Annotated in this window: 23 protein-coding genes; 4 read left to right on the top strand and 19 right to left on the bottom strand. The window is 59.8% G+C overall.

The window, feature by feature from the left end:
* Positions 1–19 precede the first annotated feature (19 nt).
* Positions 20–490: a MaoC family dehydratase gene (locus DFS28_RS22395; RefSeq protein ID WP_046049496.1), complete on the top strand. Its 471-nt coding sequence runs from the start codon at positions 20–22 to the stop codon at positions 488–490.
* Positions 491–709: 219 nt separating this feature from the next.
* Here DFS28_RS22395 and DFS28_RS22390 read toward each other — a convergent pair whose 3' ends face one another.
* The 4 genes from DFS28_RS22390 to DFS28_RS22375 form a co-directional block, all read right to left on the bottom strand.
* Entirely contained in the window at positions 710–1,579 is an 870-nt protein-coding gene (locus tag DFS28_RS22390) for an HlyD family secretion protein (RefSeq protein ID WP_111451474.1), read from the bottom strand.
* Between the two features lie 10 nt (positions 1,580–1,589).
* On the bottom strand, positions 1,590–1,796 hold the full coding sequence (locus DFS28_RS22385; protein WP_008151119.1) for a DUF1656 domain-containing protein: 207 nt from the start codon (positions 1,794–1,796) through the stop codon (positions 1,590–1,592).
* Positions 1,783–3,771: an FUSC family protein gene (locus DFS28_RS22380; protein ID WP_111451473.1), complete on the bottom strand. Its 1,989-nt coding sequence runs from the start codon at positions 3,769–3,771 to the stop codon at positions 1,783–1,785. The genes DFS28_RS22385 and DFS28_RS22380 overlap by 14 nt, the downstream gene beginning before the upstream one ends.
* A 158-nt stretch (positions 3,772–3,929) precedes the next feature.
* A complete protein-coding gene (locus DFS28_RS22375) occupies positions 3,930–4,397 on the bottom strand; it encodes a PA2169 family four-helix-bundle protein (protein WP_111451472.1) in 468 nt (155 codons plus the stop codon).
* Between the two features lie 203 nt (positions 4,398–4,600).
* Between DFS28_RS22375 and DFS28_RS22370 the strand changes: the two genes are divergently transcribed.
* Both DFS28_RS22370 and DFS28_RS22365 read left to right on the top strand, forming a co-directional pair.
* A complete protein-coding gene (locus tag DFS28_RS22370; protein ID WP_111451471.1) occupies positions 4,601–4,837 on the top strand; it encodes a DUF3820 family protein in 237 nt (78 codons plus the stop codon).
* A 37-nt stretch (positions 4,838–4,874) separates the two neighbouring features.
* Positions 4,875–6,056 carry an aminotransferase class V-fold PLP-dependent enzyme gene (locus DFS28_RS22365; protein ID WP_111451470.1) on the top strand — a complete coding sequence of 394 codons (1,182 nt, stop codon included), beginning with the start codon at positions 4,875–4,877 and terminating at the stop codon, positions 6,054–6,056.
* A 2-nt stretch (positions 6,057–6,058) separates the two neighbouring features.
* On the opposite strand, the gene DFS28_RS22360 is transcribed toward DFS28_RS22365, so the two are convergent.
* The 4 genes from DFS28_RS22360 to zwf form a co-directional block, all read right to left on the bottom strand.
* On the bottom strand, positions 6,059–6,784 hold the full coding sequence (locus DFS28_RS22360) for an intradiol ring-cleavage dioxygenase (RefSeq protein ID WP_111451469.1): 726 nt from the start codon (positions 6,782–6,784) through the stop codon (positions 6,059–6,061).
* 275 nt (positions 6,785–7,059) lie between these two features.
* Positions 7,060–7,725 carry a bifunctional 4-hydroxy-2-oxoglutarate aldolase/2-dehydro-3-deoxy-phosphogluconate aldolase gene (locus DFS28_RS22355; protein WP_008151112.1) on the bottom strand — a complete coding sequence of 222 codons (666 nt, stop codon included), beginning with the start codon at positions 7,723–7,725 and terminating at the stop codon, positions 7,060–7,062.
* 17 nt (positions 7,726–7,742) lie between these two features.
* Positions 7,743–8,456, bottom strand: a complete 714-nt coding sequence (gene pgl / locus DFS28_RS22350; RefSeq protein WP_111451468.1) for a 6-phosphogluconolactonase — start codon at positions 8,454–8,456, stop codon at positions 7,743–7,745.
* On the bottom strand, positions 8,443–9,912 hold the full coding sequence (gene zwf, locus DFS28_RS22345) for a glucose-6-phosphate dehydrogenase (RefSeq protein ID WP_008151108.1): 1,470 nt from the start codon (positions 9,910–9,912) through the stop codon (positions 8,443–8,445). Before zwf ends, pgl begins: the two co-directional genes overlap by 14 nt.
* Before the next feature lie 239 nt (positions 9,913–10,151).
* Between zwf and DFS28_RS22340 the strand changes: the two genes are divergently transcribed.
* Positions 10,152–11,012 carry a MurR/RpiR family transcriptional regulator gene (locus DFS28_RS22340; RefSeq protein WP_173667542.1) on the top strand — a complete coding sequence of 287 codons (861 nt, stop codon included), beginning with the start codon at positions 10,152–10,154 and terminating at the stop codon, positions 11,010–11,012.
* A 158-nt stretch (positions 11,013–11,170) separates the two neighbouring features.
* On the opposite strand, the gene DFS28_RS22335 is transcribed toward DFS28_RS22340, so the two are convergent.
* The 11 genes from DFS28_RS22335 to edd all read right to left on the bottom strand — a co-directional run bounded on the left by DFS28_RS22335 (position 11,171) and on the right by edd (position 24,966).
* On the bottom strand, positions 11,171–12,025 hold the full coding sequence (locus DFS28_RS22335; protein WP_111451467.1) for a D-hexose-6-phosphate mutarotase: 855 nt from the start codon (positions 12,023–12,025) through the stop codon (positions 11,171–11,173).
* A 276-nt stretch (positions 12,026–12,301) separates the two neighbouring features.
* Positions 12,302–13,648, bottom strand: coding sequence for a carbohydrate porin (locus DFS28_RS22330; protein WP_111451466.1), 1,347 nt, complete (start codon positions 13,646–13,648; stop codon positions 12,302–12,304).
* A gap of 193 nt (positions 13,649–13,841) precedes the next feature.
* On the bottom strand, positions 13,842–15,002 hold the full coding sequence (locus tag DFS28_RS22325) for an ABC transporter ATP-binding protein (RefSeq protein WP_111451465.1): 1,161 nt from the start codon (positions 15,000–15,002) through the stop codon (positions 13,842–13,844).
* A 4-nt stretch (positions 15,003–15,006) separates the two neighbouring features.
* On the bottom strand, positions 15,007–15,852 hold the full coding sequence (locus tag DFS28_RS22320; RefSeq protein WP_111451464.1) for a carbohydrate ABC transporter permease: 846 nt from the start codon (positions 15,850–15,852) through the stop codon (positions 15,007–15,009).
* Positions 15,845–16,753: a carbohydrate ABC transporter permease gene (locus DFS28_RS22315; protein WP_008155860.1), complete on the bottom strand. Its 909-nt coding sequence runs from the start codon at positions 16,751–16,753 to the stop codon at positions 15,845–15,847. Before DFS28_RS22315 ends, DFS28_RS22320 begins: the two co-directional genes overlap by 8 nt.
* Before the next feature lie 158 nt (positions 16,754–16,911).
* Entirely contained in the window at positions 16,912–18,219 is a 1,308-nt protein-coding gene (locus DFS28_RS22305; RefSeq protein WP_111451463.1) for an ABC transporter substrate-binding protein, read from the bottom strand.
* A 117-nt stretch (positions 18,220–18,336) separates the two neighbouring features.
* A complete protein-coding gene (locus DFS28_RS22300) occupies positions 18,337–19,596 on the bottom strand; it encodes an AGE family epimerase/isomerase (protein ID WP_111451462.1) in 1,260 nt (419 codons plus the stop codon).
* Between the two features lie 228 nt (positions 19,597–19,824).
* The gene (locus tag DFS28_RS22295) at positions 19,825–21,294 is read right to left on the bottom strand and encodes an ATP-binding protein (protein ID WP_111451461.1); all 1,470 of its coding nucleotides are present in this window, start codon (positions 21,292–21,294) and stop codon (positions 19,825–19,827) included.
* On the bottom strand, positions 21,284–22,015 hold the full coding sequence (locus DFS28_RS22290; protein WP_008155851.1) for a response regulator: 732 nt from the start codon (positions 22,013–22,015) through the stop codon (positions 21,284–21,286). The genes DFS28_RS22295 and DFS28_RS22290 overlap by 11 nt, the downstream gene beginning before the upstream one ends.
* A 177-nt stretch (positions 22,016–22,192) precedes the next feature.
* Entirely contained in the window at positions 22,193–23,143 is a 951-nt protein-coding gene (locus DFS28_RS22285) for a glucokinase (RefSeq protein WP_111451460.1), read from the bottom strand.
* Entirely contained in the window at positions 23,140–24,966 is a 1,827-nt protein-coding gene (edd, locus tag DFS28_RS22280; RefSeq protein ID WP_111451459.1) for a phosphogluconate dehydratase, read from the bottom strand. Before edd ends, DFS28_RS22285 begins: the two co-directional genes overlap by 4 nt.
* Between the last annotated feature and the right edge of the window lie 35 nt (positions 24,967–25,001).

The following is a 25,001-nucleotide window of genomic DNA, read 5'->3' as shown; positions in this document are numbered from 1 at the left end:
GTGACAGGAATTGAAACAGATGACCCAGGTTACCAACACCCCTTACGAGGCCCTTGAAGTCGGCCAGACCGCCAGCTACAGCAAGACGGTCGAAGAGCGCGACATTCAGTTGTTCGCCGCGATGTCCGGCGATCACAACCCGGTGCACCTGGACGCTGAATTCGCCGCCGGCACCATGTTCAAGGAGCGCATTGCTCACGGCATGTTCAGCGGCGCGCTGATCAGCGCTGCCGTTGCCTGCGAGTTGCCTGGGCCGGGGACTATTTATATCGGTCAGCAAATGAGCTTTCAGAAGCCGGTGAAAATTGGCGACACACTGACCGTGCGTCTGGAGATCCTCGAGAAGCTGCCGAAGTTTCGTGTGCGGATTGCCACTCGCGTGTTTAACCAGCGCGATGAATTGGTAGTGGACGGCGAGGCGGAGATTCTGGCGCCGCGTAAGCAACAGACGGTGACGTTGCCTAAGCTGCCGGCGATCAGCATCGGCTGATTCGGGGAGGGGTGTCAGTTGAATCCACCCCTCACCCTAACCCTCTCCCCAAGGGGTAGAGGGGACTGACCGAGGTGTTTGGACGAGCTACTGCGACCTGCAATTCCAAGTCGAACTCAGGCTCTGAAAACAACCGAGATCAGCTCCCTTTCCCCCTCTCCCCCGTGGGGAGAGGGCTGGGGTGAGGGGTGGTTCTAAAGCCAGATAAAGATCTAAAATTCACCGCGACCGCTCTCCCTCCCCAACCTGCACACTCGCCGTCATCCCCGAACTCAAACTCATCCCTTCCGGCAACTTATCAATCTTGATCCGTACCGGAATCCGCTGCGCCAGCCTCACCCAGTTAAACGTCGGCTCGACCTCTGCCAGCAACTGCCCGTCCGGCGTGGTATTGCGATCGGTAATCCCGCGACTGATGCTTTCCACATGCCCCTGCAACCCCTCCCCCGCACTCATCAACCAGACCTTCACCGGATCGCCAACACGAATCCGTGGCAGTTTGGTTTCCTCGAAATACGCCTGCACATAGAAAGTCGAATCGTCGATCAATGCCATCACCGATTGCCCGGCATTCACGTAGTTGCCTTCGGCCAAACGCAGATTGGTGATGTGACCATTGCGCGGCGCATGGACCTGACTACGGGCGAGGTTGAGTTCCGCAACCTTGGCTTCGGCCTGGGCTTCACGCAGTTCGCCACGGGCGATGCCGGCGTTGATTTGCGCGTTCTCGCGCAGCTCGGCACTGATGGCCTGCGGACCGAGGGCCGCGCGGCGACTGGCTTCTTTCTCGCGCAGATTGAGTTGCTGCTGACGGGTCTGCACCACCGCCTGGGCTTTCTCCAGCGCCGCTTCGAAACGTTCACGATCAATGCTCAGCAATAAATCGCCGGCCTTGACCTGCTGGTTATCAAAAGCCTTGAGCTCACGCACCCAACCCGAGACGTCCGGGGCGATCACCACCACGTCGGCGCGGATCCGCGCATCCCGAGTCCAGGGCGTGAGCATGTAGTACTGCCACAAATGGAAGCCGGCAAATATCGCCGCCGCTACCAGGCACAAGGTCACCGCGACACGTATCGGTGTTCGCATTTTCAACTCCTTATAAAGGTCCGAGGACGACGGTGATCAAGGTCAATACACAGACGTACAAGGCGCAATCAAACAATGCTTCGTGCCAGATCCAGCGGCCCACCGGCGTCAGGCGCAAGAGCATGCGCAAGGCGCCAGTGACGAGCAGCGCCAGCAGCACATAAATCAGAAACGGACTGAGCAGCACGCCACCCACCGACCACTCACGCAAGCCCATGGCTTTGCTCCTGTTGACGGCACCAGGCGCGCCAGCTGCTTTGCAATTGCAGCACCGCGCCTTGGGCCAGTTTCACCGCATCGCTGGGGGGCAACGCGTACAAAGTCTTCAAGAATTCTTCGCTCGGCTGCGCCAACGCCTCGGCACGACTGCCGGCCGGGCCTTGCTCGAGGATTTTTTCCAGCTGTTCGAGATAACGCCGCTGAGGCGCACTGACCGGTACCTGCGCCACCGCCAGACTCAAACGCAAATGCAGCAGTTCGTCGCCGATGTCCAGGCCGAGCAAGCCGTCGTCCCAGCGACTGCGCGCCGGCTCCGGCAACTCGGGATAGTGCCGCGCCAATTGCAGCAAGCGGTCGGCCATGCGCCCGCCAAACCAGCTTTCGGCACCGCGCAGATTGCGCCGGGTCAGGCGCACCAGATCGTCGAGGGTCGCCGCCAGCAAACGTCGGCCATGCCACGTCGGGTTGCGCAGGATCAACAAATGGAACGCCAGCACGGCGGCGCCGACACCGACCACGATGGATTGAGCGCTGTTGAAGAACGTCGCGACATCGAATTTCATCGCATTGAGTGGCGAGACCAGCACGATGAAGTGCAGACAAAATGAGGTCGCCGTCGCACCGATCTGCGGTTTGGCCATGCCCAGCGCGCCGAGGAACAACGGCACGCCCATGCCCATGCACAGCAAGGCAAAACCACTCCATTGCGGCAGCAGAATCTGCCCGACGATAAACGCGGCCGGAATCGCCAGGAAGATCCCGCGCATAAAACTCATGCCGATTTGAGCGCCATTCTCGCGGCTGGCAAACAGGCTACACACCACGCACGTCAACAGCAGCGCGCCGGAGGCAGCTGGCCAGGCGGTCGCCAACCAGAAGCACGAGACCACCAGAAACGCCAACGCACTGCGGGCACCGAACATCAGCGCCAATGACAGGTCGCGGTGCGGTGTCAGGGTTCTCGGTGGGTCGACCGTCTCCTTGCCCTCCTCAACGGCGTTCAACGCGGCGCTGGCCGCCATGGCGGTATCGAGCAACAAGGTGAAACGGGCCAGGCAGTAACTCTGCGCGGAGCTGATGTGCGGATCGTGGGAAGCGTCGAGCAACCTCGGACGCAGCGCTTGCAGGGTCACGGAATCCGGGCTGTCGAGCGCCTCTTGAACCTCGGTCATCCAGGGCAACAGTTGCTCGGCTTCCTGGGGTTCCAATTGCTTCCACTGACGGCGCACCGAACGGGCGATGCGCAGTAGCATCAACAGCTTCTGGCTCAAGCCGCTGATCCCCCGCGCTCGTTGCCGCCCCAGGCTTCCTTCAAACCAGGCATGCTCGCGCTGGGCATCGACGGCGACGATTTTGCCGAGGATTTCCAGTAAGCCTTTACGCGCCTGACCATCACCGGCCAGGGTTGCACGCGCGGCGTTCATACCGCTTTGCCACGCTGCCCGCGCCTGATCCGCCAGTTGCCGTTCGACCCGCATCGGCCAGAGCAGCGCACTGGCGGCGGTGGCGCAAAGAATGCCCAGGCAGATTTCCGTGCAGCGAGCCACGGCTTGATCGAACACCGTCAGCGGATGAGTAATGGCCGGCAGCGCGATGATCGCCACCGTGTAACCGGCCAGCACGAACGAATAGGACCAGGCGCTGCGCAGCAAGGTCGAACTTGCCGTACACAGCCCTAGCCATAACGCCAAGGCCAACAAAAACAGCCAAGGCGTCTGGGCAAACACCCCCATGAACACCACTGACATCATCGTCCCGACCAGGGTGCCCAGCAACCTCGCCAGGCCCTTCTGCACCACCATCCCGGACAAGGGCTGAGCGACGATGAACGCCGTCATCAACGCCCAGGCCGGTTGCTCCAGACCCCAGCGTAATGCCAGCCACAGCGCCAGGCCGCCGCCGATCAAGGTTTTGATCGCGAACTGTAAGGCGCGGCGGTCAGGCGCAAACAAAGCCTGCAAGGTGATAGGCACGTAAAGGACTCTTGGAAAGGCGATTTAACGATAGTCGGGATCGGTTCAGTCACTTGATAAACAAATTATTAGCTAGCTAACTAACATCCGTCCAGTGCTAATTCCCAGACACAAAAAAAACGCCAGACTGGCTGGCGTTTTTGACAGGCAACGAACGCTTACGAGCGTGCGCGCGCCTGGTTACGCAGGGCTTTTACCTGATCGTGATTGCGTTGCACGCCGTGGTACTGACGTTCAACCAGGTCACGAATGCCCACCAGGTTGTATTTGTTGATTTTTTCGATGGCTTCTTTGTAAGCCTTCAGTGCGTGGTCTTCACCCCGCTCGGCTTCGTTCAGCACGGCCTCTTCATCCTTGCCGGTGAACATCGCTTTCACGTCGACCCAGCGACGGTGCATATCACCGCTGACGCTGGTGGACGTTTCCGGATCGCCGCCTAGCGAGCGCACCTGCGCTTGCAGTTCGGAAGCCGCAGTGGCGCAGTCGGCGGAACGCTGCATGAACAGGGATTTCAGTTCTGGGTGTTTGATGTCTTCAGCGCAAGTCTTGAACCCTTCCTGACCGTCTTTGCTGGTTTCAATCAGGTCGTTGAGTACAGAGATGGCTTCTTTATTCATGTCGGTCATTTTCAATTCCTCGCGGGTTGATGAAAGATGCAATAGGTGTTGCATCCTGCATGCCAGCAATGAATCGACTACTTACTACTTATATTTCAATCACTTACCGTTTAACGCGAAATCTGTATCCGTTTTTTTTGCATGATCTGTCATTTGGCCTGCATGCAGAATGCCTGTATTTTCCAGACTGTTTGAATCAAGACGACTGATTGATGAACCCTGAAAAGCTCGAACTGTTGATTACCCGTGAAATGCCCTTTGGCAAAAACAAGGGCCGAATCATTGCCGACCTCCCCGGCCAATACCTGAACTGGTTCGCTCGCGAAGGTTTCCCCCATGGAGAACTCGGCGGCTTGCTGGCCTTGATGCAGGAAATCGATCACAACGGCCTGTCGGAGTTGCTCGAACCGCTACGCGCCAAACATGGCAAACCCGCCCCTCGCCATTGACCCGCCCCCCCATTCCTGGCCCCTGATTGAGTAGCCCATGCCCGATAACACTCGCCGTGCCCGTGATGAAGCCTTCTGGCGAACCTTTGCCGACCGATACGCGGTTGAACCCGGCCCGGTCAACCTCGAAAACGGGTACTTCGGGCGCATGTCGCGCACAGTGGTCGAGGAGTATCAGCGCAACATCGAACTGATCAATCGCAGCAACTCGGTGCATGTGCGCCAACGCTTCGAACAGGGCGAAAGCCTTGAAATCCGCGCACAGCTCGCCGATCTGGTGGGCGTACCTGCCGACACTGTCGCCCTCACCCGCAATGCTTCGGACGGCCTGCAATCGCTGATCCGCAACTACAACCGTCTGACGCCGGGCGATCAGGTGCTGATAAGTGATCTGGAATACGACACGGTCAAAGGGGCCATGCGCTGGCTGGCACGTCATCGCGGCGTCGAGGTGATCGAGATCGAACACTCGCACCCCGCCAGTTTCGACAGTTTACTGGCCACTTACCGCGAGGCCTTCGTGCGTTATCCGCGACTCAAACTGATGGCCCTGACCCACGTCACCCATCGCTCCGGGTTGGTGATGCCGGTGCAGGCCATTGCTGCAGCGGCCAGGGAACATGGCATCGACGTGATCCTCGACGGCGCGCATGCGCTCGGCCAGTTCGAGTTCAATCTCGATGAACTGGGCATCGCCTTTGCTGGCTACACCCTGCACAAATGGATCGGTGCGCCACTGACCCTGGGCTTCATTTACATCGCCCCCGAGCGCCTCGCCGACATCGACCCGGACATGGGCGAGATGCATTTTCCGGTCACCGACATTCGCGCCCGCACGCCGTACAGCACGCCCAACATTCCGGCGCTGCTGACCCTGCCGCTGGTGTTCGAGGAACATCGGGCCATGGGCGGTTCCGCCGCCAAGGGCGCTCGGCTCAATTACCTGCGCAACCGCTGGGTGAGCGCGGTACGCGAGTTGCCGGGGATCGAAGTCATGACCCCGGACGACCCGCGACTGTATTGCGGCATCACGTCGATGCGCTTTACCCGGCATGCCGATCAACAGGCGATGGTCGAGCGGCTGCTCAAGGACTACAACCTGTTTACCGTGGCCCGCAGTGGTGCCGCGAGTGGTCCGTGCATTCGCATAACCCCGGGGCTCACTAACACCGCTGCAGACATGGATTTGCTGACCCGGGCGCTCACCGAACTGCGTTGACGTCACACGGTGTGTTTGTCGAAGTCCTCGGGCTTGATCTGCGTCGATACCGCAAAGGTGTCGATGCCGATGGTCGTGTGCCCGAAGTAGCCATCTTTATTCGAGTCTCGACTCAGGGTGTGAACGTTCAAGGTCGATGCTTCGCCGCCCATGTTTTCATAGAAAAAATCTTGATCGTTGGTCAGCGGCGAAACGGCTCGACCGCGGTATTCCCTGGCGTTGAGTACCGAGCGCGAGGCCGCCTCGGGAAAGTAGAGCTGACCGACCCAGGCAACATGCCGCTCTTCCAGGTAGTTGTTGCCTTCCATAATGCGTACCACGACGTGAATGTGCAGGGCACGGCCGGCGTAGAACCCCGGATAGATCGTGGTAAACCGCACGATGCCGTTCTTGTCGGTGAATTGCCCGCCTCGCAGGTAAGTGTCGTCGTCGGTTCGCGGGATAGAACCTATGTCGTCGACGTCGATTTCCGTGTCTGGATTGACCTTGCTCCAGCCCGAATACGCCCCGCGTGCGTTGCAGTGCCAGATATCCACCAGCGCGTCAGCCACTGGTTGACCGGTCATGGCATCGACGATCGTCAGCCTCAGCACCAAGGGAATGCCATCCATCCCTTCGCTGATGTTTCGTCTGATCAATTTCGGATTTCGGAAATATGGACCGGCGATCTGTTCGGGTGAAAGCAGGTAAACCGCTGGTTCGGGTGAAACCGGAGTGTTGTCGTCCATAACGTTCTCTCTTCCATAAGATGAACGCAGGTTAACGCTGGCCGAGCAGCGAGATGCGGTAACTATGTATCGCATGATGTCCATGTGGGAGCGGCGGTGCGGCGATCCGACTTGCTCGCGAAGAGGCCGCTACATTCAATGCAGATGTCGAATGTCAGGCCGCCTTCGCGAGCAAGCCCGCTCCTACAGGTTTTTGGCAGGCAAAAAAAACGGTGCACCGACCAAGCGCACCGTAAAGCCGTAGAACACACAACGAAGTGTTTGGTAAAAGCCGATCAGTCCAGCAGCGCCAATGCCTCGGCGGTGCATTCCTGAATGCGGGCCCAGTCGCCGTTCTTGATCCACTCGGGATCAAGCATCCAGCTACCGCCCACGCACATCACGTTTTTCAACGCCATGTAGCTCTTGATGTTGGCCGGGCTGACGCCGCCAGTCGGGCAGAATTTCACTTCGCCAAACGGGCCGCCAAGGGCTTTGATAGCCGCGACACCGCCGCTGACTTCCGCCGGGAACAGCTTGAATCGACGATAACCCAGGCCGTAGCCTTCCATGATGCCGGAAGCGTTGCTGATGCCCGGCAACAGCGGAATCGGGCTGTTGACGCTGGCTTCCAGCAGGTCACGGGTGATGCCCGGCGTGACGATGAACTGCGAACCGGCCGCTTCGGCAGCCGCCAGCATGTTGCGATCGAGCACAGTGCCGGCACCGGTCACCAGCTCTGGACGCTGCTCGCGCAAAATCTGGATAGCCTTGAGGCCGAACTGTGAACGCAAGGTCACTTCCAGGGCTGTCAGGCCACCGGCCGCGAGGGCGTCGGCCAGCGGCAGGATGTCCTGTTCGCGAGCGATGGTAATCACCGGCAAGATCCGCGCCTTGGCGCAGAGGCTGTCGATCAGGGCAACTTTGTCCGCCATGGAAACGGTCGGGGATGGGGTTGTCATAGCGGCTGTTCCTTGGCTCATGGGCACCAGTAAATCTCTAACGTAGGTTGCAGAAACGCGCGAATCGGCATGGCGGCGACATCGTCACCGGCCAATGCGGCACTCAAGGTGGTCAGCTTGGACTGACCGGAAATCGATAGAACGCTGGTCTTGGCCGACGCCAGCAGCGCGCGACTCATGGTCAGGCGCTGATGCGGCACGGTTGGCGCCAGCATCGGGTAGCAACGACGTGTGCCGTCGGCTTTCAAGGCGTCGGCCAGGTTCGGGCTATTCGGGAACAGCGAGGCGGTGTGACCGTCGTCGCCCATGCCAAGTATCAGCACGTCGATTGGCGGCAACTCGGCGAGCAAGCGATCCGCCTGCTCGGCGGCCAGTTCAAGGTTGGCGGTGGCGCTGTACAGACTCAGGAACTGAGCCTTGGCCGCCGGGCCTTGCAACAGGTAACGCTTGAGCAGACCGGCATTGCTGTCGGCGTGTTCAACCGGTACCCAGCGCTCGTCGGCCAGGGTGACGACAACCTTGGACCAGTCCAGCGTCTGCTTGGCCAGGTGCTGAAAAAACGCCACCGGACTGCGTCCACCGGAAACCACCAAGGTCGCGGTGCCGCGCGCATCGATCGCGTCACTCAGTCGCTTGGCCACATTCAGCGCCAGGCCTTCGGCCAGCAACACCGGGCTTTTGAACTCATGGGCGCTGACACCCTGAGGCAGTTTCAATTCAGATATCGCCATACCACGACCTCCCGTCCCGCGTGATCAGAGCAATGGAGCTCATCGGTCCCCAGGACCCGGCCGCGTACGGCTTGGGCGCATCACCGGATTTTTTCCACCCGGCGATCAACTGGTCACACCACTTCCACGCGGCTTCGATTTCATCTTTACGGACAAACAGGTTCTGATTGCCGCGCATCACTTCCAGCAACAACCGCTCGTAGGCATCGGGAATCCGTGCGCTGCGATAAGTGTCGGAAAAATTCAGCTGCAACGGACCGCTGCGCAGCTGCATACCCTTGTCCAGGCCTTGTTCTTTGGTCATCACGCGCAAGGAAATGCCTTCGTCCGGTTGCAGGCGGATAATCAGCTTGTTGCTGATTTGCAGACGCTGCTCGGGAGCGAAGATGTAGTGGGACGGTTCCTTGAAGTGGATGACGATCTGCGACAGCTTCTGCGGCATGCGCTTGCCGGTACGCAGGTAAAACGGCACACCGGCCCAACGCCAGTTGCGGATATCGGCACGCAGCGCAACGAAGGTTTCGGTGTCGCTCTGGGTGTTGGAATTCGGCTCTTCCAGGTAACCGGGAACCGATTTGCCTTCGCTGTAACCCGCGATGTACTGACCGCGCACGACCTGAGTGGTCAGGCCTTCCGGACTGATCGGCGCCAGCGCCTTGAGCACTTTGACTTTCTCGTCGCGGATGCTGTCAGCGGACAGGTCGGCCGGCGGGTCCATGGCGATCAGGCAGAGCAGTTGCAGCAGGTGATTCTGGATCATGTCCCGCAGCTGACCGGCCTTGTCGAAGTAACCCCAGCGACCTTCGATCCCGACCTTCTCGGCCACGGTGATTTCCACGTGGGAGATGTAATTCTGGTTCCACTGGGTTTCGAACAGGCTGTTGGCGAAACGCAGGGCGATCAGGTTCTGGACGGTTTCTTTGCCCAGGTAGTGGTCGATACGGTAGGTGCGGTTCTCCGGGAAGAACTGCGCCACGGCGTCGTTGACCTTGCGCGAGGATTCCAGGTCCGAACCGATGGGTTTTTCCAGCACCACGCGGGTGTTTTCGGTCAGGCCGACCTTCGACAGGTTCTCGCAGATCGCGCCGTAAACGGCGGCCGGTGTCGCGAAGTAGGCAATCACCCGCTGCGCGCTGCCAGCCATTTCGGCCAGGGCGACGTAATCGTCAGCCTTGAGGAAGTCGACGTGCAGGTAACTCAGGCGGGCCAGGAAGCGTTCGACCACGGCCTCGTCCAGCTCTTTGGCGACGACGTAGCGGCGCAGCTCGGAGGCGATGAACGCCAAATGCTGCTGCTCGCTGCCAGGCTCACGGGCCAGCGCGATAATTCGCGTGTCCTCGTGCAAGAGGCCTGCGCCATCGAGCTGATAAAGGGCAGGAAACAGCTTGCGCAGGGCCAGATCGCCGAGGGCGCCGAACAAGGCAAAGGTGCACGGTTCAACCGTAATCGAAGGCATGATGTTTGTTCTTTTATCAAGTTAAGCTACAAATACCTTTTTTCAAGGCATCACTCAAGGGAAAATGTAGTAATAACCACAACATTTTCGCAAAATACAGATTCCGAGTGGTGGACGGTCGGAGCCATCAGTAGGATAGGCCACCGTTACGGGCCCGATCAAAGTCCCAATTTGCATAGCCGGGGCCCTTATTTGCATTGCTCTCATGTTTGCGGAGCTAAGGAACATATATGGACCGCGTGCGAAATTTACTGGAACAGATCCAGAATCGCCTTGAAGACCTGAACAAGGCAGAACGCAAAGTCGCCGAAGTCATCCTGCTCAACCCAGAGCAGGCCACCCGGTTCAGCATCGCCGCCCTCGCCCAGGCCTCAAAGGTCAGCGAGCCGACGGTCAACCGTTTCTGCCGTTCGTTTGGCGTCAGCGGCTACCCGGAACTCAAGCTTCAATTGGCCCAGAGCCTGGCCAGTGGCGCCGCGTATGTCAGCCGTGCGGTGGAGGCCGACGACAATCCCGAGGCCTATACCAAAAAGATTTTCGGCAGCGCCATCGCCTCGCTGGACAGTGCGTTGCAGGCGCTTGACCCGAACCTGATCAGCCGCGCCGTCGACCTGTTGATCCAGGCCCGGCAGATCCACTTCTTCGGCCTCGGTGCCTCGGCCCCGGTGGCGCTGGATGCGCAGCACAAGTTCTTCCGCTTCAACCTGGCAGTCACCGCCCACGCGGACGTGCTGATGCAGCGCATGATTGCGTCGGTGGCACACACCGGCGAGTTGTTCGTGATCATTTCCTACACCGGCCGTACCCGCGAACTGGTGGAAGTGGCGCGTATTGCCCGGGAAAACGGTGCATCGGTATTGGGCCTGACGGCTGAGGGTTCGCCACTGGCCAAGGCCAGCACCTTGAGCCTGAACATTCCGCTGCCGGAAGACACCGACATCTATATGCCGATGACGTCGCGGATCATTCAGCTGACCGTGCTGGATGTGCTCGCCACCGGCATGACCTTGCGCCGAGGCGTGGACTTCCAGCCGCATTTGCGCAAGATCAAGGAAAGCCTGAATGCCAGTCGGTATCCGATTGGAGATGAGTTTAATTAGTCCGATCTGAGTTCTTTGTCGCCTGATAAGCCGCCTTCGCGAGCAAGCCCGCTCCCACAGTGGATCTGCTTTGAACACAAATGCTGTGTCCACTGAAAATCTACTGTGGGAGCGGGCTTGCTCGCGAAGGCGATACCCGCAACACCATGGATCTTGAGCTAAACCCCAACCCGCGCCTGCAAACTCAAATGCGCCCTCTCCCCCGGCGCCAGGCTCAGGCTATCGGTCCCGCCACTCGCCGCTTCAACGCACACAAACTCCGAAATCTCATTCCAGCTCACCCCCAGCAACGGCCGCGAGCCCGGATGCCAGACCACCGTGTCCGCACTGTCTCCCGTATCGATGCACAACTCCCGCTGCCAGGCGTGGTCCTTGAGCTGTAATTCGCCGTCATGCTGGAACACCCGCTGACAGCCGCCCTCTACCCGCAATTCGCCTTCCTGATGACAAATCTGCCGGTTCAACTGGTCGTAACCCTGCGCGCCGTCGAGGCCAGACAGCGCTACCTCACCGACGTCGCCAATACGCCAATACGCATGCAACGCCTGACTCAATTGGCACGGCAGGCTGTCCTGATGCTCGGTACTCAGGCGTAAATCCATGCGTTCGCCCAAGTGCGCGTGCAGGTCCACTTGCCAGTCGCACAACTGAAGTTGCCAGTGCAAGCGCACGCCATCGTCATCAGTGCTGCTGTCCAGCAGCTTCCAGTCGATCAGCCGTGCCCAGCCATGGGACGGCCAGGCGTTTTCGCTCGGATGACGGCCATACCACGGCCAGCACACCGGAACGCCACCACGAATCGCACCGACCTGCGGCCACTTCGCCGCGCACCAGAGCCAGGGTTTCTGGCCCTTTGGCTGGAAGTGCAGCAACTGCGCCCCCTGCCGACTGAACACCGCCTGACACAGCGGATGGTCGATCACCAGCACGTCGCGCTTCTGATAGCGCTCCCACGCAAACACCGGACGTTCGCGCAAGGATTTGAAGAAGCGTTGTAGCGGATGCTCATGCATGTGCCACGGTCCTGAAAATCATGGGTGTACTCAATACGTGTGCCCAGTGAACCACTGTGGCGAGGGGATTTATCCCCGTTCGGCTGCGAAGCAGTCGTAAACCATTGCATACGGTGTTCCTGGCACACCGCAGTGCCAGATTTGGGGGCTGCTTCGCAACCCAACGGGGATAAATCCCCTCGCCACAGGTTGCTTTGGCATACCACACAAAAAAAAGCGGACAGCCTTGGCTGTCCGCAAAAATGCGCACATAGAGAGGAGCTTATCGCAACAGCGTTAGAACACCGACTGAATTTTCAGGCCGGCGACCAGCGCGTTGTCGACTTCATCAACACCACCCGGGTGAGTGATGTATTGCAGGTTAGGACGCACGGTCAGCCAGTTGGTAACGTGGAAGCCGTAGTTGATCTCGTAGTTGTACTCGGTAGTACGCAGTGGCGAGAACAGTGGATCCTCGTACTCGGTAACACCATTGGAGGCATTGACCAGTTCAGCATTTTTCTTCACGTCATCGTTGACATGGATGCGGGCGAAACCGATACCGACGTCATCTTTTGGACGTGCATCGAACGGGCCCTTGTACACAAACATCAGCGACTGGTAGTTGTCGACGAAGTTGGTGTCCTTGTCGTGGAACGTGGCGTTGGCTGCGATGTTCAGACCACGGCTCTTGTCACCGTTGTGGTCGGTCAGCTGTTGCTGCGCCACGAACCAGTAACCGTGCTTGCTATCGTGGCTGCGATAGGCGTTACCGCTGGTGGCTGCATCATTGCCATCGGCATCCTTACGGACGTCATCGGCATTGGCCGTGCTTTTGTAGTAACCGACACGGTATTCGCCGGGCAGGTTGTTAGGGTTCGGCGACCAGACCAGTTCGACCGGCAAGACGGTGCCAGCAGTCCCACTGCCGCTGAGCTTGAAGCCGTTACCGTGCTCCAGTTGCGACGGGTTCTGGTTGTACGCGCCGATCTGCGCATAGAACTCAGGCGAGATGTTGTACTTCACGCGAACCGCAGCCTGCATGACCGGCCAGTTGTACCAGATGTTGGTCGCCCAGTTACCCGCTTGGGAACCGCAGAACGCCAGGTTCTGGAACTCGCACGGGAAGGTGTTGAAGTCTTCGCCTTCGCCGAAGTAACCGGCCTTGACGTCCAGTTTACCGTCGAGGAACTGGTGCTTGATCCACAATTGGGTCAGACGGACCATGTGGCCACGGCCGTAGACTTCCTGAGACGAACTCAAGGTGCCGGCACGCGGATCGCCGACACGGTCATTGGAGATGTTCTGACCATTACGGTTGGTGAGCTGGATCTTGGCCTGAGTGTTATCCCAGCCCCACAGTTTTTGCAGGTCCAGTGCCACGCCGAGGCCAAACTGGTCGGCGTAACGCGCAGTCTTGTCGTCGTTGTAGCCGCCGTGGAGGTTGGCGCCCACTTCACCGACGTAGTCCATCTTGATGTCGATACCCTGCTCGATCAGCCTGGTCCGCTCGCCCCCCCAATCACCGGTCATCCATTCGGAATCGGCGCTGAACGCGTCAGCCGCGTGTACGCTACCGGCCAACATCATTGCCGCAACGGCTGACAACTGGCAGATAAGCTGAGCGTTGTTGTTCTTCTTCATCCCTACATCCTCGTTTTATTGTTATTAACTGTTTTTATCTAACGCGGTGACATCTGGTGCGAAGAGCGACAGGCCGCCCACCGCATATCCCCCTGTGGGAGCGGGCTTGCTCGCGAATGCGGTCTGACATTCAACAGGGATGTCGATTGATACACCGCCTTCGCGAGCAAGCCCGCTCCCACATTTTTGATCTTCAGCGACCTTTGAACTGGGCGACGTTCGCAGACCGGGTTTCGGCTTGCGGCTGACCGGCCACCCCCAGGCGCTCCCCGGTCTTGGCATCGAACAACAGCACTTTCGATGGATCGAATTGCAGGGTCAGGGTCTCGCCCACGGCCGGTGCAACGTCCGGCGCCAAACGGCAGCAGACTTTGGTTTCGTTGAGATTGACGAACACCAGGGTGTCGGGACCGGTTGGCTCGGTGACCTGGACTTCGGCGCGAATGATCGGCAAACCATTCGGCTCGCTACCCGCCAAGACGATCTGCTCCGGGCGCATGCCGAGGATCACTTCGCGGTCTTCAAGACCGGCGTCCTGCATGCCCAATGGCAATTCGCAACGCGCCTGACCGCTGTCGAGCAGCGCCAGCAGACGACCGTCCTTGCGCTGCAAACGCAGGGGGATGAAGTTCATCGGCGGCGAACCGATGAAGCTCGCCACGAACAGGTTGGCCGGGTTGTTGTAGATGTCTTTCGGCGTGCCGAATTGCTGGATGATCCCGTCCTTCATCACCGCCACTTTGTCGCCCAGGGTCATGGCTTCGATCTGGTCGTGGGTCACGTAGACCGTGGTGGTTTTCAGGCGCTGGTGCATCAGTTTCATTTCGGTGCGCATCTCGACGCGCAGCTTGGCGTCGAGGTTGGACAGCGGTTCGTCGAACAGGTAAATCTTCGGCCGCCGCGCCAGGGCACGGCCCATCGCCACGCGCTGTTGCTGGCCACCGGAGAGCTGACCGGGTTTGCGGGCGAGCAAATGTTCGATCTGCAACAGCTTGGCCACGCGAGCGACTTCTTCGTCGATTTCGGCGGCCGGCATTTTGCGAATCTTCAGGCCGAACGCGATGTTGTCGCGCACGCTCATCGTCGGGTACAGCGCGTAGGACTGGAACACCATGGCGATGTCACGATCTTTCGGGCTCATGCCGCTGATGTCGGCGTCATCCACCAGGATCGCGCCGCCGCTGATGTTTTCCAGACCGGCGATGCAGTTCATCAGCGTGGATTTACCGCAGCCCGACGGGCCAACCAGGATCAGGAACTCACCGTCATCGATCTTCAGTTCGATGTTTTTCAGGGTGTCCGGCAAACCGGCGCCGTAGGTCTTGTTGACGTTGCGTAATTCGAGAGTTGCCATTGTTCTACCCCTTGACCGCGCCGGACGTCAGCCCACGCAGGAAATACTTGCCAGCGAAAATGTAGACCAGCAGTGTCGGCAGCCCGGCGATCATCGCGGCGGCCATATCAACGTTGTATTCCTTGGCCCCGGTGCTGGTGTTGACCAGGTTGTTCAGGGCCACGGTAATCGGCTGGGCATCGCCACTGGCGAAGACCACGCCGAACAGGAAGTCATTCCAGATCTGGGTGAACTGCCAGATCAGGCAGACCATCACGATCGGGATCGACATCGGCAGCAGGATCTTCCAGAAAATCGTGAAGAAGCCCGCGCCATCAAGGCGTGCAGCCTTGACCAGCGCATCCGGAATGCTCACGTAGTAGTTGCGGAAGAACAGCGTGGTGAACGCCAGGCCGTAGACCACGTGCACCAGCACCAGGCCGGTGGTGGTATTGGCCAGGCCGAACTTGCCGAGGGTGAACGAGGCTGGCAACAGCACGGTCTGGAACGGCAGGAAACAGCCGAACAGCAGCAGACCGAAGAACAGTTGCGAACCCCGGAAGCGCCACATCGACAGCACGTAACCGTTCATGGCGCCGATGAAGGTGGAGATCAGAACCGCCGGCACGGTGATTTTCACCGAGTTCCAGAAGTAGCCGCCGACCACGTCCCAGGCCTTGATCCAGCCGATGCCGTCAATCACTTGCGGCCAGCTCAGCAGGTTGCCGGTGCGGATGTCTTCCGGGGATTTGAAACTGGTCAGCAGCATCACCACCAGCGGGATCAGGTAGATCGCGGCGGCCAGCAACAGCGTGGCGTAGATGGCGATTCGGCTGAAGCTCAAGGCTGGTTTGCCGAGTTGATTACTCATGGCGTTTGCCTCGCAATTCGGAGTACAGGTACGGCACCAGAATCGCCAGGATCGCGCCCAGCATCATCATGGCGCTGGCCGAACCAATGCCCATCTGGCCACGGCTGAAGGTGAAGGAATACATGAACATCGCGGGTAGGTCGGACGAGTAGCCCGGGCCGCCAGCGGTCATGGCCGCCACCAGGTCGAAGCTCTTGATCGCGATGTGCGCAAGGATCATGAAGGCGCTGAAGAACACCGGGCGCAGGCTCGGTAACACGATTCTCAAATAGATGGTCGGCAGGCTCGCACCGTCGACTTGCGCGGCACGGATGATCGATTGATCGACACCCCGCAGGCCGGCCAGGAACATCGCCATCACAAACCCGGAGGCTTGCCATACGGCAGCGATCACCAGGCAATACACCACGCGATCCTGATCCACCAGCCAGTCGAGACGGAAGCCTTCCCAGCCCCAGTCACGCAGCATCTTGTCCAGGCCCAGCCCTGGGTTGAGCAGCCATTTCCACGCGGTACCGGTAACGATCATCGAGAGCGCCATCGGGTACAGGTAAACGGTGCGGATGAAACCTTCCTTGCGAATGCGCTGATCCAGCAGCACTGCAAGGAAGACGCCGAGCACCAGGCTGATGCCGATGAACATGCCACCGAAGACCGCGAGGTTTTTGCTCGCGACCCACCAGCGATCGTTGTCCATCAGGCGGATGTATTGCTGCAGGCCGACCCATTTGTAGCTCGGCATGAAGCTCGAATTGGTGAAGGACAGAACGAATGTCCAGATGATGTAACCGTAAAAACCAACCAGGACGATCAGCATGCTTGGCGCCAAAACCAGTTTGGGGAGCCAGCGCTGCAGTGCGTCGAACGGTGAGGCTTTGCTGAAAACCGCCACAGAGCTCATCGGGATTATCCAGGTGAAGAGAAATGAAATCCGCACGGCGATCCCTTGTGGGAGCGGGCTTGCTCGCGAAAGCGGTGTGTCAGTCGACATCCATGTTGAATGTCAGTCCGTCTTCGCGAGCGAGCCCGCTCCCACATGGGGACACGCGGTGTCAGGGATTACTGGGCGGCTTTGACGGCCGATGCCAGTTGCTTGCTGGCCGTCGCCGGATCAGCATTCTTGTCATTCATGAAGTTGGTCACCACATCGAAAATCGCGCCCTGCACGGCCAGGGAAGTGGCCATGTTGTGCGCCATGCTCGGTTGCAGGCCGCCAGTCTTCTCGTCTGCAAGGAAATCCTTGGCCGCCGCTTGAGCGCAGGAGTCGAAGCCCAGGCCGCTCATGTCGTTAAGCATGTCGGTACGCACCGGGATCGAGCCTTTGTTGATGCTGAAGACTTTCTGGAAGTCTTTGCCCAGCGCGACCTTGGCCAGGTCTTGTTGAGCGGCGATGTCACCTTTGCGATCGGCCTTGAGCTTGAACACCGCCAGGGAATCGATGTTGTAGGTGAAGGCTTTTTCGGTGCCCGGGAATGGCACGCACTGGTAGTCCTTGCCCGCTACCTTCTTGGCAGCGGTCCATTCGCTCTTGGCCCAGTCGCCCATCATCTGCATACCGGCCTTGCCGTTGATGACGTCGGCGGCAGCGATGTTCCAGTCACGACCGGCCCGGTTCGGGTCCATGTAGCCAGTGAGTTTTTTAAGCTCGGCGAACGACTTGGTCATCTCGGCGCCCGAGAGGGTTTTCTGATCCAGGTCTACCAGGGCTTTCTTGTAACCGTCAGCGCCCATGACCGAGAGCACCACGTCTTCAAACACGGTGCTGTCCTGCCAAGGCTGGCCACCGTGGGCAAGTGCGATGAAGCCTGCGGCTTTGAGCTTGTCGCCAGCGGCATAGAATTCTTCGAGGGTAGTCGGGGCTTTTTCGATCCCGGCTTTCTTGAAGACTTCCGGGTTGATCCACAGCCAGTTGACGCGGTGAATGTTCACCGGCACGGCGACGTAGTCACCTTCGTACTTGACGGTGTCGGAGACTTTCTTCGACAGCAGGCCATCCCAGCCTTCGGACTTGGAAACATCTTTGAGGGTATCGGTGCTGAGCAGGCCAGTGCTGCCCCACTCCTGGATGTCCGGACCTTTGATCTGTGCAACGCCCGGCGGGTTACCGGCGACGGCGCGGCTTTTGAGTACGGTCATGGCAGTGGAACCGCCGCCACCGGCGACTGCGCCGTCCTTCCAGGTAAAGCCGTCTTTTTCGACTTGGGCCTTCAGGACATCGACCGCAGCCTTTTCACCACCAGAGGTCCACCAGTGAACGACTTCCACCGAACCTTTGGAATCGGCAGCAAGCGTACTCAGCGGGAATGCAGACAGGGGAAGCAGTGAAGCGAGAGAAATGACAGTAGCGAGGCGAGAAATCGCATTCATCTAGTAGTACCTTTCTTGTTGTTATGCATGCAAGTCTGGTGCTTGCGCTGCATAGGATTCTAAACAGGAGTGATCCCTTCGCAGGTAACGAAGGGACGTTCGAATGTCACCACATGGTTACACAGGAGCGCTCTGGGATAACTGTGCCAGGGCAGTCGCCATGCTTGGCGCCAGAGGCAACCGCGGGATCAGTACGGCTTGCCAGGCGTGATAAAGGTCGGGTTTGCCCGCCCAGATATCGGCGCTCGGGCGGTTCTGCGGATCGAGCTCGTGGCGCCAGCTACCGCTTTCACGATCGATGAAATGGCTGTCGCAGAATTCCCAAAACAGTCGATACCAGCGTTCGTATTGCGCATCGCCGGTGCGTTTAAGCAGCGCGCTGGCGGCGGCGCTGGCTTCGCAATGGGTCCAGTGCAGGCGATGGCGAACCACGGCGCGATTGTCCCAGTCGAGGGTGTAGACAATCCCCGGCGCCCCGTCGACATCCCAGCCGTGACGGCAGTTGTGGTCGAAGAGTTTTTGCGCGTCGCTGGCGAGCCAGCCCGGCGTCAGCATCCCGGCCTTAACCCGCGCCGCTTCGAGATGCAGTATCAGCCGGGCCCATTCGAAACCGTGACCCGGCGTGGTGCCGTAGGGGCGAAAACCATCGGCCGGGTTGTCGTGGTTGTATTCGCGCAAGGGTTGCCAGTCGCGGTCGAAATGCTCGACCACCAGGTAATCGTTGGCAGCGGCGTGACCGTGGATGACGCGCTCGACGATGCGCTGGGCGCGGATCAGCCAGCGGTTGTCATCAGTGACATCCGCCAACGCGAGAAAGGCTTCGGTGGCGTGCATGTTGCTGTTGGCGCCGCGATAGCTTTCCTCTTCACTCCAGTCGCGGTTGAAGGATTCGCGCATCGCACCCTCCTCCTCGCTCCAGAAATGCGCATCGATGATGCGGATGGCATCGTCGAGCAAGGCCTGCGCACCGGGACGCTGAGCGACAACCGCAGAACTGGCGGCCAGCGCGACAAAGGCGTGCAGGTAAGCGGCTTTATCGGTGTTGCCGTCACGATGCTCGGGGGCAGCGAACCAGCCGCCGTGTTCGGCGTCACGCAATGGGCCGCTGAGGGCTTTGACGCCGTGATCCACCAGCTCGGCGAAACCCGGCAAGCCCTGAATGTGGGCCATGGCGAAGCTGTGGGTCATGCGCGCGGTGTTCATGGTTTCAGCGTGGGCGTTGGCCGCAAGGCGGCCCTTTTCATCAAGATTGCCGAAACCTTCAGGAAGCTTTGAAGCCTTGGCGAACGCCAGCAGGCGCAGGCCTTCAGCGGCGAGCCATTGTTGATGGGCGGGTGCGTTCAGCCAACTGCTGAAAGCGGGTTGGAAGGTGTCCATGGGATGCCTTTTTTTGTTGTTATGACTGGGGGCAGTCTAAACAACGGGCGGTGGTGGGCTTGTAACGAAGGGGGCGAGTGATGTCACCGAGTTGTGACATTCAGCCTGAGGAATGTGTTGAGAGGTCTGACGCCTTCGCGAGCAAGCCCGCTCCCACAGTGGATTTGTGTACGACGCAAATCCACTGTGGGAGCGGGCTTGCTCGCGAAGAACGATAACGCGGTCTAACTAATCAACACTACGAGGCAAATGCAACGTCACCCTCAACCCACCCTCACGCAAATTCTGCAGGCTGACCTCCCCCCCATGGCTATGCGCAATATTTCGCGCAATCCCCAACCCCAACCCATACCCCTGCTGCTGCCCGGCCAGGCGGAAGTGCGGCTCGAACACTTGCTCCATCCGCTGTTCCGGCACGCCGGGCCCTTCATCGTCCACATGCAGGATGAACGCACTCGGGTCGTCATCAATGTGCAAATGCGCTTTCTGCCCATACTTCAAGGCATTGTCGATCAGGTTGCCGATGCAACGCTTGAGCGCCAGCGGCTTCCCCGGATACGCCGCCAGCGCACGCCCTTGTTGAGTAACGCGACCATTGCCGTTGGGCGCCAGATACGGTTCCACCAGACAATCAAGTACATGGTTGAGGTCCACCGGTTCGATGTTTTCGTGGATGTCGGTGTCTTTCACGCATTGCAGCGCGCCTTTGACCAGCAGCTCCAGCTCATCCAGATCACGGCCGAACTTGGCTTGCAGCGTTTCGTCTTCGAGCAATTCAACGCGTAACCGCAAGCGGGTAATCGGCGTGCGCAAGTCATGGGAAATCGCGCTGAACAACTGGCTGCGCTCGGTCAGGTAACGGCTGATGCGTTCGCGCATCGCATTGAAGGCGCGGCCGACCTCGATCACTTCACTGCCGCCACCCTCGGCCACTGGCTCGACTTCCGCGCCGAGTGACATGTCCCGTGCTGCCCGCGCCAAACGCTTGAGCGGCCGGCTCTGCCAGTGCACCAGCAAGCCGATGAACAACAGCAAGAAGCCGCTGGTGAGCACAATGAACCAGACTTGCTGCGCCGGCAGGCCTTGCTCTTCAAGACTGGTGTAGGGCTCGGGCAACAGTGAGGCGATGTACAGCCACTCGCCCGGCGCCATCTGGATTTGCGTGACCAATACCGGCGGGTTCACCGGCTCCAGGGTCAGCGCGTAGTGCGCCCAGGAGCGCGGCAATTCATCGAGTTTCAGACCGCCGTTGAAGATCCGCAGGTCTTCGGGGCTGACGAAGGTCACCGAGATATCAATGTCCTGGCCCAGGGACTGGCGCAACACTTCGTCCACCGCTTTGAGTACGGCTTCCTTGCGCGGGGTGATCGGCAGCACTTCCATGCCCAAGGGTTTGTCGTTGAGCGTCACCACAAAACGGGTGCCGCCCATGCTGCGCAACTGGTCGAGTACCAATGGCCGAAACGCTACTGGCAGAGAGCGGAAGTAACTAACGCTGGCGGTCATCGAATGAGCGAGGCTACGGGCGCTGGTCACCAGGCCTTCAAGCTGGGTGGCGCGCAGTTGCGAGACCCAAATCACGCTCGACAACGTCTGGGCGAACAACACTGCCAACAGCGTCAGCAGCAGCATCCGCCCGAGCAGCGAACGTGGCACGGGAATCCGCGCGGCGAGTTTGCGGAAAAATTCAGTGGCCATTGCTGGCAACCACATTGGCGGCCAGTTGGTAGCCGCTGCCGCGCACGGTACGGATAAGTCGTGGTGGTTTTTCGGTGTCGCGCAGGCGCTGGCGCAACCGGCTGACGGCCATGTCGACGATGCGATCCAGCGGCATCAAATCACGGCCACGGGTGGCGTTGCCGATAGTGTCGCGATCGAGGATTTCCTGGGGGTGATCGAGGAACAGTTTCAGCAGCGCGAAATCGGCGCCGGAGAGAATCACTTCTTCGCCGTCGATGTGGAACAGACGATGGCTGACCATGTCCAGCCGCCAGTCATCGAAGGCCAGCACTTCACTGCCGGAACGTTCCTGCCCGAACTGCGCCCGGCGCAACAAGGCTTTGATGCGCGCTTGCAATTCACGCGGGCTGAAGGGTTTGCCGAGGTAATCGTCGGCGCCCAATTCCAGACCGATGACGCGGTCGGCCTCGTCGGAGCTGGCGGTGAGCATGATGATTGGCACCTGCGCCTGACGCGGGTGCTGGCGGATCCAGCGGCAGAGGCTGAAGCCGTCTTCGTCCGGGAGCATCACATCGAGGATCACCAGATCGCTCGGCGCCTCGTTCATCGCCTGACGAAAGCCTGCGCCGTCCGGCGTGGTTCGCACCTGAAAACCCGCGCGGGTCAGGTAGGTGTCCAGCAACTCGCGTATCTCTTGATCGTCATCGACCAACAAAATCGACTTGTTGACTGAGCTCACAGGGGCGGCATCCTTGTTGTTTGAATTGGGCGGATTATGCCTTAAGCGCTGATTCTACAAACACCACAAAACCCATGTGGGAGCGGGCTTGCTCGCGAAGGGGCCATCAAATCCAACATCATCGTTGACTGACACACCGCTTTCGCGAGCAAGCCCGCTCCCACATTTGATCGCATTTCAAGCCTGGTCGAGCGCCACACCCGCGCCAACAAGGCCGGAATACGGCGCCGTCACCAGCCACACCGGGATGCCTTTGAAATAATCGCTCATGCAGCCCTTGTCGGCAAAGCACCGGGCAAAACCGCTTTCGATGAAGAAATCGGCGAACCGCGGAATCACCCCGCCGACGATGTACACACCGCCACGCGCGCCTGTGGTCAGCACGTTGTTGCCGGCCACACGACCCAGCCAGCAGCAGAACTGCTCAAGCACTTCCAGGGCAATTGGATCGCCGGCCAGGCCGGCAGCTGTGATCGCTTCCGGTGTTTCGAGCACAGGTTCATGACCGTCCACCGCACAAATCGCCCGATAGACCCGCGGCAAGCCACTGCCGCTCAACGCCGTTTCGGCGCTGACATGACCGATCTCATTGAAGATGTGCTGCCATAGTTGAGTTTCCCGTGGGCTGCTCAGTGGCAAATCGACGTGACCGCCCTCCCCTGGCAACGCGGCGAAACGACCTTCGCCCAGATCCAGCAACGTGCCAACACCGAGGCCAGTCCCCGGACCGATCACCACCGCCGGCCGCAACGGTTCCGGCGTGCCTTCGCAGACCACCCGAAACTCGTCCGGCTGCAAACGGGTCATGCCCAGCGCCATGGCCGAGAAGTCGTTGACCAGCAACAGTTGATCCACCTGCAAGGTCTTGCAAAACCCCTTGCGGCTGAGTCGCCAGTGATTGTTGGTGAACTTGAATTCATCGCCGCTGACGGGACCGGCGACCGACAGGCACACCGAACCGATCGAACCCGGCGCCAGGCCAAGCCCGCTCAGGTAGAGGGCAATCGCCTCTTCCGGGCTGGCATGGTCGGCCGTTGCCAGCACCTGGATCGATTCCAGCTGCTGGTTTTTCCACAACGCGAAACGTGCGTTGGTCCCACCGATGTCACCGACCAAAGCCAGTTTCAATTAAGCGTCTCCAGGGCAGAAGTAAAGGCGCTGGCGCCCTGCTCTGCGGAGCTGAAGGCCATGCGCATGAAACCAAACAGTTCGCGACCGCTGCCGATGTTATTGCCCAACAGGCCCTTGGCAGGTTCGCGCGCTGCGAATTCTTCGGCGTCCACCTTAAGCTCCAGGGTGCCTTTGACGCCATCGACGCGGATGATATCGCCCTCTTGGACCCGCGCCAAAGCGCCGCCCACATACGCTTCGGGGCTGACGTGAATCGCCGCTGGGATTTTCCCCGACGCACCGGACATGCGCCCGTCAGTCACCAGCGCCACTTTGAAGCCGCGATCCTGCAGAACGCCAAGGAACGGCGTCATCTTGTGCAGCTCCGGCATGCCGTTGGAACGCGGGCCCTGGAAGCGCATCACCGCGACGAAATCCTTCTCCAGCAAACCGGCCTTGAACGCATCGGCCAGATCCTGCTGATCCTGGAATACCATGGCCGGTGCTTCGACGACCTGGTTTTCCAACGCGACAGCGGACACTTTCATCACGCCGCGGCCGAGGTTGCCTTCCATCACCCGCAAGCCGCCCTCTGGCGAGAACGCACGCGCCACCGGACGCAGGATGGTTTCGTCGAGGCTTTCGATCGGGCCTTCGCGCCAGACCAGCTCACCGTTATCAAGGAATGGTTCCACGGTGTAGCGGCTCAGGCCATGACCGAGAACAGTGTTGACGTTTTCGTGCAGCAGCCCGGCTTCCAGCAGTTCGCGGATCAGAAACGACATGCCGCCCGCCGCCTGGAAGTGGTTGATGTCGGCTTTGCCGTTCGGGTAGACGTGGCTCAGGGTCGGCACCACCTCGGAGAGGTCGGCCATGTCCTGCCAGGTCAGTTGAATGCCCGCCGCCATGGCGATCGCTGGCATGTGCAGCGTGTGGTTGGTCGAACCGCCGGTGGCGTGCAGGGCCACAATGGAGTTAACCAGCGAACGTTCGTCGACGATTTCGCCAATCGGCATGAAGTCGCCGCTCTGCTTGGTCAGACGCGTGACTTGATGCGCGGCTTCGCGGGTCAGGGCATCACGCAACGGAGTGTTCGGGTTGACGAAAGAGGCGCCCGGCAAGTGCAGGCCCATGACTTCCATCAGCAACTGGTTGGTGTTGGCGGTGCCGTAAAAGGTGCAGGTACCCGGGCTATGGTAGGACTTCATCTCCGATTCCAGCAGCTCTTCGCGGCTGGCCTTGCCTTCGGCATAACGCTGGCGCACATCGGCCTTCTGCTTGTTGGAAATGCCCGAGACCATCGGCCCGCCCGGCACGAAGATCGTCGGCAGATGACCGAAACGCAACGCGCCCATCATCAGGCCCGGGACGATCTTGTCGCAGATGCCGAGCATCAGCGCGCCGTCGAACATGTTGTGAGACAGCGCCACGGCAGTGGACAGGGCAATCACTTCGCGGCTCGGCAGGCTCAGTTCCATGCCTGGCTCGCCCTGGGTCACGCCATCGCACATAGCGGGGGTGCCGCCGGCGAACTGGCCGACGGAGCCGATTTCGCGCAGGGCCTTTTTGATCTGTTCAGGAAAGACTTCGTACGGCTGGTGCGCCGAGAGCATGTCGTTGTAGGACGAAACAATCGCAATGTTGGCGGAGTTCATCATCCGCAGACTGTTCTTGTCGTCAGTGCCGCAACCGGCCACGCCGTGGGCGAAGTTGGCGCATTGCAGCTTGCCGCGCATGGGACCGTCGCTGGCAGCACCACGAATCAGTGCAAGGTAAGCCTCACGCGTGGCGCGGCTGCGGGCGATAAGCCGTTCGGTGACCTCAAGGACGCGGGGATGCATGTTTAGAACTCCAGGCTAACGGATGTGGCGACCTG

Source organism: Pseudomonas sp. 478, from assembly GCF_003254125.1.
Classification (GTDB): Bacteria; Pseudomonadota; Gammaproteobacteria; order Pseudomonadales; family Pseudomonadaceae; genus Aquipseudomonas.
The sequence above is the reverse complement of the archived record's forward strand: the minus strand, read 5'-3'. Positions and strand labels throughout refer to the sequence as shown.

Coding starts and splice junctions, on each gene's coding strand:
- DFS28_RS22385 (WP_008151119.1), bottom strand. CDS start 1,796: ATGGGCTTGCGTGAGTGGTCGGTGGGTGGCGTGCTGCTCAGTCCGTTT.
- DFS28_RS22320 (WP_111451464.1), bottom strand. CDS start 15,852: ATGAGTAATCAACTCGGCAAACCAGCCTTGAGCTTCAGCCGAATCGCC.
- DFS28_RS22365 (WP_111451470.1), top strand. CDS start 4,875: ATGCCCGATAACACTCGCCGTGCCCGTGATGAAGCCTTCTGGCGAACC.
- DFS28_RS22390 (WP_111451474.1), bottom strand. CDS start 1,579: ATGCGAACACCGATACGTGTCGCGGTGACCTTGTGCCTGGTAGCGGCG.
- DFS28_RS22300 (WP_111451462.1), bottom strand. CDS start 19,596: ATGGACACCTTCCAACCCGCTTTCAGCAGTTGGCTGAACGCACCCGCC.
- DFS28_RS22305 (WP_111451463.1), bottom strand. CDS start 18,219: ATGAATGCGATTTCTCGCCTCGCTACTGTCATTTCTCTCGCTTCACTG.
- DFS28_RS22335 (WP_111451467.1), bottom strand. CDS start 12,025: ATGCATGAGCATCCGCTACAACGCTTCTTCAAATCCTTGCGCGAACGT.
- DFS28_RS22370 (WP_111451471.1), top strand. CDS start 4,601: ATGAACCCTGAAAAGCTCGAACTGTTGATTACCCGTGAAATGCCCTTT.
- DFS28_RS22315 (WP_008155860.1), bottom strand. CDS start 16,753: ATGAGCTCTGTGGCGGTTTTCAGCAAAGCCTCACCGTTCGACGCACTG.
- DFS28_RS22360 (WP_111451469.1), bottom strand. CDS start 6,784: ATGGACGACAACACTCCGGTTTCACCCGAACCAGCGGTTTACCTGCTT.
- DFS28_RS22355 (WP_008151112.1), bottom strand. CDS start 7,725: ATGACAACCCCATCCCCGACCGTTTCCATGGCGGACAAAGTTGCCCTG.
- DFS28_RS22375 (WP_111451472.1), bottom strand. CDS start 4,397: ATGACCGACATGAATAAAGAAGCCATCTCTGTACTCAACGACCTGATT.
- pgl (WP_111451468.1), bottom strand. CDS start 8,456: ATGGCGATATCTGAATTGAAACTGCCTCAGGGTGTCAGCGCCCATGAG.
- DFS28_RS22325 (WP_111451465.1), bottom strand. CDS start 15,002: ATGGCAACTCTCGAATTACGCAACGTCAACAAGACCTACGGCGCCGGT.
- DFS28_RS22330 (WP_111451466.1), bottom strand. CDS start 13,648: ATGAAGAAGAACAACAACGCTCAGCTTATCTGCCAGTTGTCAGCCGTT.
- DFS28_RS22295 (WP_111451461.1), bottom strand. CDS start 21,294: ATGGCCACTGAATTTTTCCGCAAACTCGCCGCGCGGATTCCCGTGCCA.
- edd (WP_111451459.1), bottom strand. CDS start 24,966: ATGCATCCCCGCGTCCTTGAGGTCACCGAACGGCTTATCGCCCGCAGC.
- DFS28_RS22395 (WP_046049496.1), top strand. CDS start 20: ATGACCCAGGTTACCAACACCCCTTACGAGGCCCTTGAAGTCGGCCAG.
- zwf (WP_008151108.1), bottom strand. CDS start 9,912: ATGCCTTCGATTACGGTTGAACCGTGCACCTTTGCCTTGTTCGGCGCC.